This is a genomic window from Bacteroidia bacterium (genome assembly GCA_041391665.1).
Taxonomy (GTDB): domain Bacteria; phylum Bacteroidota; class Bacteroidia; order J057; family J057; genus JAGQVA01.
In genome coordinates this window covers 448,517-465,703 of record JAWKNO010000003.1, presented here as the reverse complement: position 1 = coordinate 465,703, position 17,187 = coordinate 448,517, and the positions used below count along the sequence as shown (strand labels likewise).

At 42.8% G+C, this 17,187-nt stretch carries 9 protein-coding genes; 2 read left to right on the top strand and 7 right to left on the bottom strand.

Annotation, left to right across the window (positions count from 1 at the left end; genetic code table 11):
- Positions 1 to 62: 62 nt before the first annotated feature.
- Genes R3D00_24680 through R3D00_24670 form a run of 3 tightly spaced genes read right to left on the bottom strand, consistent with a single transcriptional unit; the run spans position 63 to position 6,917 of the window.
- Complete coding sequence (locus tag R3D00_24680) at positions 63 to 920, bottom strand: MOSC N-terminal beta barrel domain-containing protein (GenBank protein MEZ4776394.1); 858 nt, start codon at positions 918 to 920, stop codon at positions 63 to 65.
- The gene (locus R3D00_24675) at positions 880 to 2,751 is read right to left on the bottom strand and encodes a U32 family peptidase (protein ID MEZ4776393.1); all 1,872 of its coding nucleotides are present in this window, start codon (positions 2,749 to 2,751) and stop codon (positions 880 to 882) included. The genes R3D00_24680 and R3D00_24675 overlap by 41 nt, the downstream gene beginning before the upstream one ends.
- Before the next feature lie 56 nt (positions 2,752 to 2,807).
- Positions 2,808 to 6,917: a glycosyl hydrolase gene (locus R3D00_24670; protein MEZ4776392.1), complete on the bottom strand. Its 4,110-nt coding sequence runs from the start codon at positions 6,915 to 6,917 to the stop codon at positions 2,808 to 2,810.
- Positions 6,918 to 7,126: 209 nt separating this feature from the next.
- Here R3D00_24670 and R3D00_24665 point away from each other — a divergent pair, with 209 nt between their 5' ends.
- Positions 7,127 to 8,950 (top strand): TIR domain-containing protein, encoded by a 1,824-nt coding sequence (locus R3D00_24665; protein MEZ4776391.1) that lies wholly within the window; start codon positions 7,127 to 7,129, stop codon positions 8,948 to 8,950.
- A 119-nt stretch (positions 8,951 to 9,069) separates the two neighbouring features.
- On the opposite strand, the gene R3D00_24660 is transcribed toward R3D00_24665, so the two are convergent.
- The 4 genes from R3D00_24660 to R3D00_24645 all read right to left on the bottom strand — a co-directional run bounded on the left by R3D00_24660 (position 9,070) and on the right by R3D00_24645 (position 14,831).
- Positions 9,070 to 11,064: a T9SS type A sorting domain-containing protein gene (locus R3D00_24660; GenBank protein ID MEZ4776390.1), complete on the bottom strand. Its 1,995-nt coding sequence runs from the start codon at positions 11,062 to 11,064 to the stop codon at positions 9,070 to 9,072.
- Positions 11,065 to 11,612: 548 nt separating this feature from the next.
- A complete protein-coding gene (locus R3D00_24655; protein MEZ4776389.1) occupies positions 11,613 to 12,659 on the bottom strand; it encodes a hypothetical protein in 1,047 nt (348 codons plus the stop codon).
- Between the two features lie 28 nt (positions 12,660 to 12,687).
- Positions 12,688 to 13,728, bottom strand: coding sequence for a hypothetical protein (locus tag R3D00_24650; GenBank protein ID MEZ4776388.1), 1,041 nt, complete (start codon positions 13,726 to 13,728; stop codon positions 12,688 to 12,690).
- A 20-nt stretch (positions 13,729 to 13,748) separates the two neighbouring features.
- On the bottom strand, positions 13,749 to 14,831 hold the full coding sequence (locus tag R3D00_24645; protein ID MEZ4776387.1) for a hypothetical protein: 1,083 nt from the start codon (positions 14,829 to 14,831) through the stop codon (positions 13,749 to 13,751).
- A gap of 851 nt (positions 14,832 to 15,682) precedes the next feature.
- Here R3D00_24645 and R3D00_24640 point away from each other — a divergent pair.
- Entirely contained in the window at positions 15,683 to 17,161 is a 1,479-nt protein-coding gene (locus tag R3D00_24640) for a hypothetical protein (protein ID MEZ4776386.1), read from the top strand.
- Positions 17,162 to 17,187: the final 26 nt, after the last annotated feature.

Sequence of the window (17,187 nt, the reverse complement as noted above, 5' to 3'; positions counted from 1 at the left end):
CCCAAAGGTATGATACGGTCAAAGTCGATTTCAGTGATGAGTATCACATTGGTCAAAACAATCTATTTGAAAGTCACAGTTTCTTTGATTTCAACGGGATCGCCAACCTTCATGATTTTTCCTTTTTGATCCGGACTCAGGTAAGTATTGACGGTCAATTGATAGGTATTGCCATAATGCAGCAACGTGCTGTCCTTTGGCAAGGAACTTAGCCTGCTTCGCATCATCTTTTTTATAAAAGACTTATCAGTTTCTCCATTCATCGGGTTACGAGGCGGAACATTGCAACGGGCTCTTGGACTCACCCCGATCATTTCAACTTCACCCACTGTGAATCGCACCCCAACCCCCGGCACTTGAAATAGTTTTTCCTCCCAAAAAGCCTCAACCCCTTCAATTTCAATATTGGCCCTGAATCTCAGCCTAAGGTCTTCAAGCGTATGATCTTTCAGATCATTTTGTAGAGATTGTAAAGTAGCGGTGCTGATTACAGTTACACTACTTTGTGTGGGTATATCCATTAGTTTCCCATTGGAGTTTTGCAACAAAACTAGTTTTATTCCAAAAAAATCTTCCAAATACCCGACGAGTTCCGAATTTTCTGGCTTTAATTCGAATTTATGGACAGTCTCTTCCCCCCTTCTGGATAGAAAAACAAATTGATTTTCCAAATCGTAGGAGGCCTTGAGCTGATTGACCAGGCCTGTTCGTTTACCATTGATAAAGCGGCCATCTTCACCTAAAAGGGCAAAGCTTCGATCATATTTTAGTGAATGAATCCCAACCTCTGCTTGCTGCACCTCCACGGGATCAAGAGATTTTATGGGATAAATACGAATCCTTTGAATAAAAGGTCTATCCATCTTTTCACTGCTTGTCTCAATCCCAAATCCCTTCCTCCTCAATCTCAAACTCTGCATCTTTCTCCCAAATCTCCATCTCACAGGGCTTGCAGTTAAACTTCAGCTTGTACTCCACTTCTCCATGCTTGAGCACCAATGGCTCCACGACCTTCTCGCCCATGGTGGCCCGTTGAAAACGCGGGCATTTGCCCAACTCATATTTGACGCAGTACTTGGTTGTCATCACCCGCGACTTGCCTGGGTCCCATTGCAATTCAAAGGCTTTCTCAATCTGGGTGACGCCATGTCTTTCGTAAAATTGCCGCGCCAGTTTGTTTGATACGTTGTGGGTGAAGTCCAGCTCGGAAATGGGGTAGGGGTGGTCTGTTTTCGTGATTTGAAATTCTTCCCGATGGTATTCTTTGATCCTGATGTCCACCAATTGCTCCAATACCGTCCGCCTGATATCGTTGATTTTGGAAATGGGCAGAAACCAATTGTTGGAAAAATGGATTTGAATATCATCGACAATAAAAGGCGTATTCCCTGCTTTGGAAAGGTTCTTTTTGATATTGGGGATAATGGATTCTCCGTTTTTGGTCAGATCTTTTTCCCCTTCGAGGGCCGCTGTGCTCACATGACCGTCTTCATCTGTGGCTGTCAGGATAAAACCAGTGGCGCTTTCTGAGAAGTTCAGGGCTACGCCGATTTTGCGAATGGCGCTGTCTTCTCTTTCTACGAGCTTATTAAAAGCTGCATCAGCGTTTCGGTAAATCAAAGTTCCCACAGGAAGTGGCCGGAATGTGTTGGGAATGACCAGGCCATTCGCAATGACATTGACGCGATCGCCATCAGCCTTTCCTTCTTCATTTACAAAGTAGAGCCCGTCGCCATTATTCAACAATTCCTGATTTTCAATGACATAGCCATTGGCTTTTACTTCCAGCAGTTTGCCGATAAACTGGCCCTGTGATTTGGGGGTTTCCCAGGAGCCAATTTTTTTCACCCTTTTATTGACAAAATAGTCGGTATAGCCCCGGTTAAAACTTTTGTCCATTTCTGCATCGAAATTGTAAAAAGTGCGCCCGGAAGAGGCTTTTTCATAGGTATCGCTACCTGCGAGAAAAGTATCCAGCCGCTTTCTCAGGTAAGAGACATTGTTTTTGACATAGACGATGTCTTTCAATCTCCCTTCTATTTTGAAAGAAGTTACCCCCGCTTCAATCAACTCCGGCAGCCGGTCGCTCAGATTCAAATCCTTGATCGAGAGCAAATGCGTTTCTGTCAACAGGGTTTTTCCCGTGCCATCGATCAGGTTGTAGGGCAGCCGGCAATTTTGTGCGCAGGAACCCCGGTTGGCACTGCGTTCGCCATTTGCCACACTCATATAACAATTGCCGCTAAACGAAACACAGAGCGCGCCTGAAACAAAAAACTCCAACTCCACATCGGTCGCTTCGCGGATTTCCCTGATCTGATCGAGGTTTAGCTCCCGCGCCAGCACTACTCGTTTCATTCCAGCGTCGTGGAGGAATTTGATGTGCTTAGGATCGCGATTGTTGGCCTGCGTACTCGCATGAATGACGATAGGCGGCAGGTTCATTTCCAGAATGCCCATGTCCTGCACGATAAGTGCATCCACACCAATGTCGTATAACTCGTGAATGAGTTTTTCACAGATTTCGAGTTCATTCTGATAAAGAATGGTATTCAGCACCACAAAGACCTGAGCCTTGAATAGGTGTGCGTACCGGACCAATTCGGCAATGTCCTCTACCGAATTGGCGGCATTGGTGCGGGCACCGAATTGAGGCGCACCGATATAAACGGCATCAGCACCGGCATTGATCGCTGCCATACCCTGGTAAAGGTTCTTAGCAGGAGCTAAAATTTCGACCTTCTTTTTCATGACGCAAAGATAGCGTGAAAATGGAAAATTTTATAGCTGGTAAAATCGGGGTCCAATTACTTCACCACTTTCAACACTGCTTTTTTGTGATCATTAATCACCGTAATAAAATAAACAGAAGAGGCACATTCCCGCATATCGTATTTAAAATGATTTTCGGCAACGGTGGTGGTATAAATCAACCGGCCTGTAAGGTCATGAACGGAGATTTCATTTACGCCATTAGGCAATTCAATATTCAAAATATCGGTAACCGGGTTAGGGTAATATTTCAAATTCATCGTTTCAAAGTCGCGGATCGAAACCGTTTTACAGCTTCCTATGACATAGGTATCTTTGTGGTCGGCGTTATTTTTTTCTACTGCGCCAGGGAAAGAGTAGGTATAATAGAAATAAATTTTCGTGCCTTTTGTTGCATTGATCTGAAACGGAACATTCCTCGTTACGCCATAACCGGGCATATTGCCGGGGTCAGTGCCATAGTACAAAATGCAGGTGGGTGTGCCTACTCCTGGCTGGTTGGAAATAAATGTAATGGTGGGATTATTGTCTGCATCTGAAAATTCATAAGCAAAATCGCCATTCCATGACACGCCGTTGCAAGAGGGTGCGGGGGTAAATTCTACCTGTACGACATTGGAAATCGTCGAATCATTATTATGATCAAATGCAACAGCCGTCAAACTGTAAATCCCGGGGATTGAAGTCCACGAAAGCGTATAAGGTGCCTGGGTAATGGTTGCCAGCTCTGTTCCGTCAGAATAGAATTTGACCATTTGAATGCTATCATTCAAATCAGCAGCCAATGCAGTAATATCAATCATTTCCCCTTCGATGTATACCGAGTTGTCCAATGGAGAAAGCAGTGCCACCGTAGGCGCAACATTCGGCGTAAGGCTTGAAATAATATATACTTCATCCTCATCGGTATAACTACCGTTATCCACTTTCAGTTTCATCAGGTAAACACCTTCAACTAATGATGAAATCGTGGACTGAGCCGTCTGGGAATTTGAAAATGACAGGGTTGAGGGGCCATATACCTGCGTCCAGTTGTAGTTGAGTGTTCCGCCATTGGGGTCGGTACTTGCGCTACCGTCGAGGGTTGCCGTACTTTGTGGCAGAACAATGATTTGATTTGCCCCGGCGTCTGCAACCGGCTGGCTATAGGTCAATGGCGAAGCATAGGTAAAGGTGAATTTTCCCACATTCAACTCGCCATTTTCAAAATATATTCTCAGAACTTGTTTACCGCTTTTGAGCGGGATTCCTGTAACGGATTTATTTGACCAGTTGTTCCATCCGCCTGAAGAGGTAACCGTAATCCCCGATTTTACGACCAGTCCATCTGATTCAATACGTAGGGGCCCGCCGCCGGCACTATTGCCACAGGCATACCGGAATGTCAGATTGTAATTTCCTGCCTGTTGGACATCAACTGTATATTCCAGCCATTCGCCGGCAACGATCCAGCCGACAATGTCACCTTCGGAAGCCTTGGTTTCTGCATCTACATATTCATTTAACCTGAAATTACCTTCATTGATAATTGAAGCATCCTGATAAGCGATTCCATTCCCCACACCGCCCTCAAAGATATCATAGTGCGCTGCCTGAAATGTACCGGGGATGGTAATGGGTGATCCGGAATAAGGGCGCTGCTCACCGACGATCACCGTTACGATATTGGTGAGATTAAACAGCGTATCGTTATATACCTTCGCATAAAAATTGTGCCTTCCTACGCTCAAATTTGCTGCGGTAACCACAAAAGGCGCCGATGCTGTTTGCCCTACTAAAACATTCCCATCATAAAATTCAACCTTTGTTGCTGTTCCGCCGCTGACTACGGTTGTCAAATCTACACTTCCGCCCGGATAAGCTTCCGGGAAACTGGAAGTCAAAACACCTTTTATGGCGATATCTCTGCTTGTGGCCAGGGTTCGCGGCGGTACTTTCAATATATATCCATCAGAGAAAGTTACGCTGATCGTATCCATGCCATAGTTTTGGCCAACATAAGTTTTTGCGCCGTTTTTATTAAAAGCTACTGCCAGCGGATGGTTGGCTGTAAGGGAAACATCAACATTCCCTAAAACATTCATACTATGCAGCCAGTGATAGGTTTGCGCATCAGAGACACCAAATTTCAGCGAACGCTCGGGATATGAGTCGTACAACTCAATGGCTTTCTCAGGGTTGACAAACGCCAGGTATTCCCACATGATATCATGCCATAGGTTGACGTTGGGTGCGTTGGTCAAAATGCCGGTATTTTGCGCAATTTCGTTCCAGAGCTGGTTGACATAGGTTGTGTCATGGCCCAAATACAGCGACCCCCCATGTATCGGGTATAATTCGATGCCATAAGATGCGGCAATGTCGTTGGTCCAAAACGTACCATTATCATAGCTGTTGCCCCAGACTCTGGACACCAGACTGTAGGGATGGGGGGGGGCAAAGTTGCGGTTGTATTTATCAAACCAATATTCTTCAACGGCGGATTGCTCGGTGGTATATAGGTAAATGCCCAAATCTCTGATGGAATCGTTGCCGGTAATTTCTCCCCAATGGATGAGCGAGGAATTAAATTGCATACTTTCAGAGGTTGATTCCTGATCGTTGCCCTGCGGGAAAGAAGCAAAACCATTTGCCCAGCAGTGACCTGCGTAAGGGCTGAAGTTTCGCAGGAAAGGAAACAGATTATCCTGTCGGTTTGGGCTGGCAGCATCCCTCACCAATAGATTGATCATATCCCCCCACTGGGCTGCCCAACCGGGCTCAAATTGCTCTATAAAGGAAGCAGCATGAATAAAATACCCCCAGTGAAAGTGGTGGTCGTTGATATTGCCGTCCTGTCCGTGGCCTGCGGGATAGCCGATCATGGCAGACCAGGTTTGATTGTAATAGAATAAAAAAGCGACTTCGCCACCGTTGACTTTCAGCCAGTCTTCCAGCCGCGCTTTGACGGTGGTCAGTAGCTTTTGTAAAGCAACGGTGTCGCCGGAAAGCTGGGCTACTCTGGCAGTCTGAATCAGTCGATTCATTTCCTGCCCTTCGTTGTAGGAGTCTGTCCAGCTGTTCAGGCCGTCATTTTGCAGCAGTTTTACTTTTTCATTTAATTGCGCCGGACTAAAACCCGGGCTGTAATAATCGAGATAAGGGAGGGTGGGTAAAATACCGTAAAAAGTATTTTCGACGGTAAAGCTATTGCCGTCCAGCATTTTCATCTGGCCTCTGACTGTATTGTAAGTGTATGGGGTTAGTCCTGGAGCACCAGGCGCTAAGTTTGCCCATTGGTGTGGGAGCAAACCCAAAAGCATCGTACTATCTGTCCCTTCTTTTACCTCTGTTTCAACCGTAAAATTGGTGGTGACTACGGAAGATGTTTCATCATAAGACCAGTCAGTCTTTGTGTTTGCCGGGAAAACGTAAGCGTATTTTTTATAGGCATTTGCGGTGGAAGTAACGTTTGAGGCGTTTAGCGGGATAAACCCTAATGACCAGTAATTTTGACCATTTAAAGTAGAAGTGTACGTATTGCCATTTTGCGACCAAACACTTCCCATTGGCGCGTAAACAGCGAAGTCTGCCCCATTTCGCGCATCGACGATGATCAGCATTTCATTTGAAATCGTTACTGTTCCCTGGTTGACGGTAACCCGTGCTACGTCATTGGTACCTTTTGAAAAATAGATAAAAGGCATTCCGATGCCCGATTTCGCCTGGAAATTGTTGGCTCCACTACTCCAGTCTATGGAAACGGTCCAATCTGTGAAGTCGGAAACATTTGCTGCCGAAGCGTTTAACCCGGTAACCCCCACAATCACAGGCTCAATATTATCGATCACACCCCAGGGAATATACGATACGACGAGACCCGAATTGACCGTTTTCATCGTAAAGGGATAGTTGAATAAATTGTCGGAATGGCTATTTTTTACTTTATGAGACCACCAGTCATTGGTTGGTGTAGGTTTCGTAGCAGCAACCCCTATGGTAAAAGGCGTACCGGAAGGAAAGGTATTTCTTCCGGCGGCATCGGTTCCGGGGAAAGTTTGGGTATAACTCCCACTGCCGACATTGACGATTTGCCCAAAGGTTGTTGCTGTAATACACAGCAGCAGAGAAAGTAAACCTACTTTAAAAAATGGGTGGATGATCATTTTGTATTTTTAAGCGATAAGTAATAGGAATGAGACAGGAAATAGTTAACGGTTATCAGAGCCTGTTGTTCAACCGTATCAGGTAAAGATAATCAATTCTGTTAGCGGGATCGCATTTTTTGTTGTAGGTAGCTGGTTGGGCTTTGGCTGTTTTCTCAAAAAAAACTATTTTTAGAAGCATCTTCTGCTTTGAGAAAGTCTTTATTAATATGAAAAATCCGTTTCGGGAAGAGAAATTTGAGTTCGATGTATTTATCTCTCACGCAGTAGAAGATAAGCAGCATTTTACAGAAGCATTTGTAGAGGCATTATCACAAACTGACCTAAAGGTTTGGTATTCAGGATATAAACTAAAACCTGGGAATAAGCTAATGGGGGAGATTGATGCAGCTATTTCTCGGTCAGCATATTGTGTGGCGATTATCAGTCTAGCCTATTTAGAGCATAAATGGACGAGAGATGAATATGCGGCATTTTACGGAGTTGAAACGGTAGGTCAGTCCAGAATTATTCCTATCTGGCATGGCGTAACAGAAAGTGAAGTAAGAAAATCTTCACCCATGATGGCAGACCGGTTTGCCATTTCCTCGGAACTACCAACAGAAGAAATTGTAGAAAAAATCGTGTCCATTGTCCGTGGAAATCCGGTTTCCAGGAGGTCAGGAACTTTATGGTCCAGCGTTCGGCGATTTGCTTCAAATCAAAAGAGAACAGGTCTGATAGGGCTGGTAATCGGGTTGTTTGTGGGGGGGAGCACTTATATTGGAAACCAATATAATTCTGGTAGAGATCTTATTATTAATCCAGGAGCCGATGAGCATTTTCAGGGTGCATGGAACTCTATCCATGAAGAAATGAAGAATCTCTTCTCTAACTATAGTTCCCTGCTTTGGATGTTGGAAGAAGATAATCCAGCGCCATATTGGGGCACCAAAAAAATCAATGAAATTGAAGAAGGCTTTCAGCAGCGTGCACTTCATAGCTTTCGCCAGTACGAGGAAAATATCCAAATGTACCGAAGAAAGTGGCCTATCAACCGCCGACAGTACGAAGTGCTGAATAAAGATCTGGTTTTTCAGCCTAAAGTCAAGGAAGGCGTTGATTTTGTCTATCGGTTTTTCGAGGACATTGACATGCAAATCTCGGAGTATCAGGACCAATTGCTGTATCTCCAGCGATTGGATCATATCAGCGACACAGAAAGAGCCGCGAGGGCAAAATATTTCCGGGACATGAAAATCGTGGAAGGTAAACGGGCATTGGTTGAAGCTACCCTGAAGTACATCCAGTTGCCCGAAGCGGATCCCGGTTTCCCTGAAGATCAGTTCCGCGCACTTCAGCTCGACCTGCCACTTCCAGAGGGTAAACTTACGTTTCAGGAATGGAATCAGGTTCTCTCTACCCTTTACCAGCAGAAAACAGAATTGCTAAGTAGAGAAACCGGAATAATGGAAGATGCCCAAAAACGCGAAATCAAACGACAGATCACCGATCCCTACCTGGTTTACCTGCGCAAACTTACCGGACTACCTGACAGCCTTACGGAGGGAGAGTATGAAAACCTGAAAAAACAGACTTTAGACAACAGCATTACAGATCCGGCGGAGTTGTTTGAGAGAGCGGCCTTTTCGTTTATCGAATGTGATGGACAGGCATCGGCTTATTATTTTCGACAGGCGTTGAAAAACACAGAATTGAGCCCGCTTCAGCAGTTATATGCCCGTGTTTCCATCTACAGGATTGAAAACCCGGCAACCTATCAGGGCAGTCTGGGGATTATGGTATTGGGTACAGACGAAGGTGGAAACCTCGAAAAATCAGGCATAAAAGTCGGGGATGTCATCGTTGCTCTGGATGGCATCAGGGTAAATGAGCCTTCCGAAATTTCATCTATCCTTGGCAAATCAGACAAGGCCCAGGTTGTACTGGACGTTATCAGGGAAGGAAAATCCATGCGATTTCCCATATCGGGCAGGCAATCAGCGGGAGGGCTGCTGACGCAGATGGTGGTATTGAATGTGGTGAGGGGTTAACCAGACTTTACTTTTTTGATTCCCCTTTCGTGGTTAAAAAAACTCAGTTTATAACTCGCAGGTTTTTATGCATGAATCCCATCTGGTTCTCTACTTAATTTGGTTTTAATGGTGATTGTTTACTGCTTAATCACGCGTAAGGCATGTGCGCCTGCTTCAGTTATAATGCGAATGACATACACCCCATTTTCCTCCTTACGTAAGTCCACCTCAATATGAGGCACAGATACCTGATCTCGGATAACCACCCTGCCAAGCATATCGGTCAACTCTATGGTGATGCCTCCCGTGAGAGGCGTGTTGCCAAGGTCAATGGTTAGTATGCCTGAGGTTGGATTCGGATAAACTGAGGCAAAAGCAGTATTTCCATTTTCGACAATGCCCGTGATTACTACTGAGTAACAAGCCGAAGTATCTGTACAATTATTGGCTGTTACCGCCACAGCGTAATTCCCATCAGCCGTAGCGAGGAAGGATTGGTTAGTTGCTCCTGCAATAGCAGCATAGCCGTTGTCGCAATCCAGCCACTGATAAGTAGCTCCCAAAGCATTGGCTGTCAGAGTAGGGCTACTGTCGGTTACATTTACATCTATTGTGTTTATTGTCAAATCTAACGTTACCAGACTGTCGCATCCTGCGGCATTGATTAGTGTATGTGTAGCTGTGTTATTGGATGCCGTATAGGTATTACCATCAATCCAGGTGTAGCTGTCGCAAGCAGTTTGGAGGTCTGTTCCGGCAGTATTGGTACAGGACTTCCCCCAAAAATAAGCCGAACCGGAATTGGATAAGGAATTCCCGCCCGAGGCGTCTTCATCTTCCCGATGAGCTCCCACCAAGGCATAGTCCCCGGAGATAGCTACTGAGATGCCGAACCGATCCTCAGTGTTTAGGTCGGAGGCATTAATCTTTTGCACCTGGGTCCATATCCCGACCTGGTTGTGAAAGATGTAGGCTGATCCAGCACTGGGGAGAGAATTCCCGCCCGAGGTGTATTCATCTTTCCGGGGAGCCCCTACCAGGGCATAGTCTCCGGAGATGGCTACCGAGGATCCGAAAGAATCAAAAGCATCCCGATCGGAGGCGACAATCTTTTGCACCTGGGTCCAGGTTCCGGCCTGGTTGTGAAAGAGGTAGGCCGAACCGGCACCGTCAAGGGTGTTCCCGCCCAAGGCATCTTGATCTTCGTTATAAGCCCCTACCAAGACATAGTCCCCGGAGATGGCTACCGAGGATCCGAAAAAATCTGTAGTTTCCCGATCGGAGGCGACAATCTTTTGCACCTGGGTCCAGGTCCCGGCCTGGTTGTAAAAGAGGTATGCCGAACCGGCACGGTCAAGGGTATTCCCGCCAGAAGCATCTTCATCTTCGCTATCAGCCCCTACCACAACATAGTCCCCGGAGATGGCTACCGAGTAGCCGAAGAAATCTGAAGGTGCCCGATCGGATGCGACAATTTTTTGCACCTGGGTCCAGGTTCCGGCCTGGTTATAGAAGATGTAGGCCGAACCGGAACTGAGTATAGCACTACCACTCAAGATGTCATCACCTTCTCTTTGAGCCCCCACCACGGCATAGTCCCCCGAGATGGCTACCGAGTAGCCGAACCAATCAAAAGCCTTTCGGTCGGGGGCGACAATCTTTTGCATCTGGGTCCAGGTACCGGCCTGGTTGTGAAAGATATAGGCCGAACCGGCACTGGTTTGGGAATTCCCGCCCAAGGCGTCTTCATCTTCATTATAAGCCCCTACCACAGCATAGTCACCGGAGATAGCTACCGAGTAGCCGAACCGATCCCCAGCATCCCGATCGGAGGCGACAATCTTTTGCACCTGGGTCCAGGTTCCGGCCTGGTTGTGAAAGAGGTAGGCCGAACCGGCACCGTCAAGGGTGTTCCCGCCCAAGGCGTCTTCATCTTCTTCATAAGCCCCTACTATGGCGTAGTCCCCGGAGATGGCTACCGAGTAGCCGAACCGATCCTCACTTTCCCGGTCGGAAGCGGTGACTTTGATGATTTCGCTCCAGTTTTGTGCCTGAGCAGAGTGTCGGCATAGCAGGGCAGTTAGCGTTAATAGTAAGAGTGCTCGTATGAAGCTTGGTGTAAACTGTTTCATTAGGATAAATTTGATTTCATTTATACTCTCCTCAACAAGAGGCATGGTTTTATTTGTTGCTTATAACGGTTACAGGTATGAGTATTAGCAGATTGCGGAGCAGTTATACTTGCTGGAAAGAGGAATGCGGAAAAAATCCAGCACTGTCTGTCGGAATTCCACATAGTGCTTGTAATAGAAATAGGAGATTACCTTTTTTCGCTTTTCCGCAAACCACTTCCCGCTCAGTAGAAAAGTGGAAGAAAGGATCAGATGGAATTTTTTACATGAAAGGCATTTTCCTGTTCTCCGAAATGACCTGAACTCTTTGGAGAATTTCATGTTAAGGTATAATTGGGAGCAAACCAAATTGTCGCAAAAGCAATAGACCCTTCCTTCCGTTGGTCGTCAGGGTGAGGTGGCATCCTACCAGAAACGCTCTTCTCCGGCCGGAGAAGCGGTTTTTCTCATGACAAACCGTCATCTCCGAAGGAGTCCTTTCAGACTCGACGACCTAAGGAGGAGGAACCTTTCCGTTCACCGCGACAATTTGAATTGCGTCCTATTTGCTATTCACCTAAATCAGGAGGAGGAGGCTTATCTTTATGATTTGGGCGCTTTTTGGGGCGGTGTTTTTCTTCTTCTTTATCTTTTTTTAGGAAGTTATCTATTGCAGTTAAAGAACCTCCTATTACTATAATTGAGCCTCCGATGACAACTATGTAAACTGATTTCAATATAGCACCAGCGAGAGTTATTACAGTTCCGAAACCTAAAAAAGCTACAGTCTTTTCTTTTGCTTTTTCAAACACTCTTTTTTCTGGAAATTTATCTAATTTCTCCTCAATAATAGGTTTAGCTTCTTCTGGCAGTTCTTCTTTTTTTATTTTTTTAAAGGCATATGGTATTTCTTCGTAATGATAGTTTTTCGCGGGAATAGTAGCAATATTTATAGTAGATTGAAGCACATCCTCTTTCGTAGCCATAGTAGATTGAAGCGCATCCTCTTCCGTAGCCATTCCCAAACATACAATAAAATTATTTTCAGGGGGATTACTCAATATATTTTGCCAAATAGCCTCCATTTTACTGTCGGGATATATGAGAGTCCAGTCTTCTTCAATCCTAATTTTTATTTGTTCAATGGTACTAATTGGTTTAGATTCTAAAATTATGGTTTCTGACGAATAAGGTTCTGATTCAACTACTTCGTCCCACTTCGAATTAATATACAAGTATAAATTCCTGAATGTGTCAACAGAAAATGGAAAATATTCGATTACGCTTTCATTTGACACATTCTCGATAACATACCCCAAATAAACATAGAAGGGTCTTGTCCCCTCGTTACACCGGTTGTTAACATCTGAGATATTATGAGCAAGTCCAACTAACCCAATAAATAAAACTTTATTGAATTGAAAAATAGTCCAACGAAATTGAGTCTCTTCATCGTAAAGGCTGTTTGGAGAGCTTAAAAAATTTATTTCAATTAATTGCCTGATATCATTGGCGGTTGACTTCAATGAATTTGGCATTGATAAAATTCTATAATCGATTGAGTTTGTTCTACTCAACACGAATGGAGCTGCGTTAATTTTTTTGGGCTGCGACATTGTTATATTTTTTAGATTAACAAATTTTTCACATATCTGTTTTATTGCCAGAAATTAAAGACTCCAATTGTTCTAATTTTAATTTTTTGCCTTTGAAGTAGAAATACGCAGAATCTTTGGGGAAAAAAGTTTCTTTTACAAGGGGTGCGTATTTTTTGATGAAATCAATTTCATCTGATGCTTTTTTCTCTCTTAATTCATGGTGTTCTATTTCTTCTGAAAACCACCAATCTTTTATGCCAAGAAAACTGCCTTTGTAACGATCTGCCTCCCTACTATGATAACTAATATCTTCAGAAAACGCTTTTTTCAGTTGTTCAAATACAAAGTAAATGGCAAAGGCTATTGGTTCCATAATCCATTTTGGCTTAATTGTGGCTTTTTCTAAATCATTATCAAATTCCGACAAATCAAAACCGAGAGTAGATTTCATAATAGTAACAAGCCAATCCCCTTCTTTGGTAAATAAGATGTTCAGTTTTGACTTTATTAATCTTTGCAGATTATCACTTGGTACATTCTTGCATTGGTCATATTTTGTAATAAGAAGAATTACGGGAGGAACAGGCTTCTTATCTTTGTCTCTCTTACTTTTTAAATCTGCAAGAAGTGCATTGATATTTGAAATTTCCAAATCAATATTAGAGTATTCGTCCTCATCCTGGTCTTTCCAATACTGACCTGGAACACACCACATTATTACTTGCGAATTAGAAAGATTTGATAACAAAGTTTGGTAATCTTTTGAATCTTTTCCGTCTTTTAAGGCAGATCCTCTGTAATCTAAGTACTCAAAACTAATTAAACTTTTCCCAGCATAATTAAATGAAAAATTATAGTTCTTGCCCGAGCCAATTGTACCTGGCACCCATTCTTTTTTTTGAGAAATTATTTGCCATCCTTTAAGTAGCTCATTATGAGCATCTTTATCCAGTTCTAATGAATATGGCTGACATGCTGTAAAAGTGAATCCGTCTCTGCCTTCACTCATTATTTTATACATCGCATACATGTAACAAGTTTTTCCAGAGTTTTGAGCACCAAGTATTGTTATTTTAAATGAATTCATTGATTTTGTTTTTCTTGAGTTTATAAGAAAGGATTACTGTTTTTGTCATCCTTGTATGTACGAGAGCGACTTATTTTTTCAATTTCAATGCTTCGACGATTTATTAATTCGTCAAATTCTTTTAATTTTTCTCCAAGTTCTGGCACTTCATCTGATATTTCTTTTATTCGATTTTTTTTCTTGCTCCTTACATTATCCCAAATTTTGTTTTCTTTATTGGTAATCCAAATTAATGCATAATCAATTAGTAACTGGAGTTGAGAGTTAATGACGTAGTCAACAACACTGTCGGTTTTTTCTTTCCCCTTTTGCAACTCGTTTGAAGCTGAGGATATCTTCTCTATTATGCTTATCGGAATTTCTCCTAAGGTAATATTTTCAGGTTCTATACTTATTTGAATATCATCATCATTAACGTATTCTATTTTGACCTGATTTTCAAGAACACCGCCAAACGTTGCATAAAATCTGAGGTAGTTTCCAGAGAGAAGTCCGTAAACAATAATAGCGGGTTTAAAAATAAATTCTCTATTATAAAACATTGCAGCTTCAGAGCTCGTACCAAACCCTTCAGCCGTATCAAGAATTAATAGTGATTTTTTCTGTTCAAAGTCTTTGTTCTGCTCTTTTAACCTATCTTTCAAGAAATACATTGGATTAGGTATGGTCGAATCATTAAAATGAACACTAAAGACAACAAACAAATGTCGGCTACTTCTGCTGTATCCTTGTGCCTTGAGCCATTCTGTAGATGAGTATGAGGACCCATATTTCTGAAATCTTAATCTTTTGATATCTAATTCGGTTTGTAAATCTTTTTGCAATTGATTTCTAAGGATGTGTTCTGTGATTCTTCTTTCATATTCCCTTTGTCTAAGTTCATCTTGGGTAAGAAACCTCCAATACTCCATGTATTGCTCAAATTCCCATTGGGCTTGCTGGTTTATCAGTTGTCCTCTTCTAACCTGTTCATTTGAAACAAGCCTAGTAATCAACATGTCAACTAAGTTGTCATTCATGCCAACAAAATCACCATTCATGCTAACTAAATCACTATTCATGTTAGCTAAATCACCATTCATGCTATCTAAGTCATCATTCATAATAATTATAATTGAATTTTATTTTTTTCTTCACTTTGATTTTGATAAAATCTATGGTCATAAAATGAATGCCCACATGTACAAACATTACTTGTCAAACTTTCATTAAAGTCACTACATGTGCAAGACATACAATTGTAATTGCCGTTGACAATTTTTGGCACTTTCTTTTTCGGTTTTTTGACTTTTTCCATTGTTTTCTTTTTTTATGTGGCCCAACACCCGAGCTGCACACCATGACGAGCAGTGGGCGAATTTATGGCGCGCGTAGCTCATGCTTGGGACTTTTCTATTTTGATTTTATTGCAAATTTATTGACGCTTGCATAGGTAGAATAACCAATCTCTGTTTTCCCATTAATACTTTTTTCAATGCGAAGAAAAATAAATACTATCCTTTTAATAGATTCAATATCCACTAAGAGCTATCAGAGCAAATATTAACCAGGCCGACCAGCCTAGTATGGAAAAACCCAACACAACTATGGCGACAAGACTTTTAATATTCATAGGTGTTTAATTTTGGCATTTTGTCTTATTGACGGTTTTGTGGCATTAATTCGGGTGCGCCACTCACCACACCAGGCCGGTCCACTTCCATCCCTGTCCGAGAACCGGCCACAGCATGGTATATGATTACTCTCTATCTTCTTTTTTCTCTCAAGACAAAATCGCAATAAATCAACATGCATTTAGCACCACATTTTTGTAATTGTTGGAAAAATTTCTCCCCCGAAAATCTCCATTATCTTGGAAATTGAGGCATAAAGCGCTATTTTGAGTGCATAAAACATTTGAATTGTTGATCTGCCTGCAAAATTGTCTGCTGATAAAAATTAAAGCACAATTGTTTTGAAGGTTCTTACATTGTACCATTCGCTTTCGGACTCAGAGAGGGAAGATTTCCGCCTCTGGCTTTTTTATGAGCTTAGGGAAAATTCCTCCGAAACCCTGGCCCAAAAACAAAATCCCCATAAACTCATTGTTTACCTGGAGCTGATTCTGGAAAAAGGAGGTAATGTCCGTGAACACTTCCACTATCTTTTCCCCAACCAGCCCTACAACGATAATAAAGTGCGGGAAATCCGCAATCTGATGCTGGAAAAACTCAGCACATTTCTCGCTATTTCCCAACTGAAGCCTGAAAAATATGCTTTATCCGTAGCTTATCTGAAGGCCCTACTGGATCGGAACCTGCACGATCTTTTTTTGAAAGAGTTTAAAAAGGTAGAAAAAGCACTGAAAAAGGATGTCGGAACGCATGTTCGCATTCAAGGATACCTCTATGAAATCTACCAATTAAAAAAACAATTGCTCGTCAAAAGAGGTGCTATTCCTGATAACCAAAGCGAACAGGATATTATCGACTCCTTTAATCAATGGATAGCCGAGGAAAAACTTCAGCTTATACTGATGAAAATCAACTATGAACGTGTTTCCGGAGAATTATTAACCGATGATCTGGCAGATACTTTTCTCGGATTTGTTCTCTCAAAAGAAAATCATAGCAGCCTGTTATTGAAACTGCTTTACCAGACCTACCTCCTCATCGGGGAAAAACTCAATGACACCGGGCAGCAGGCACTGATCTCCTTACTGAAGCAGGGATATAATCATATTCATCATATCCCCATGACCAACCTTTATAATCTGATTACCAATCATTATATCCGCTATCTCAATCAGGAAGAAAGTCACGGGAAATTAAATATGCTCTACCAACTGTACCTTTGGGGATTAGAAACGAAACTGCTATTTATAGACCAGAAGCTTCCCGCTTCCCATTACAGAAATTTACAGAAAACCTGTATCATATTGGGGCTTTATGACGAAGCAGAAAAACATATAGAAAACTTTTCGAAGTTTCTCGATCCGGAAAAGGAGCAACCGGAAGATGTGATTCACTACAGCCAGGCGGATCTCCTTTTAGCCCAGGGAAACGCACTGGAAGCCCAAAAAGTTCTTCACAACAAAAAATTTCGTTCCCCCAATATAGATGTAGCTGCTAAAGCACTTGAAATAAGAGCGAGATACCTGACTACGGATGTTCATAACTATAAAGAGTTTGAATTTTTCCAAAGCAAGGTTGACGCAAATATTCGATCTCTGAAGCGAAAAAAAGATATCAGCGAGGGCCGCAGACATGCCTACCTGGTATTTTATAACCTTCTCCGAAAACTGGCAGAAGCAGAGAGCGATGTGAACTTAGGGGTCAGAGTCAAAAAACTTGAAGCGTTGCTGATTAAGGCAAATACGCAGAAACCCTTTTACGCCCACTCCTGGCTGATTGGTGAAATACAAAATAAAATAGCCGCCCTGCAACATTCATAGCCGGGCGGCACAAAGTCTTCACTTAA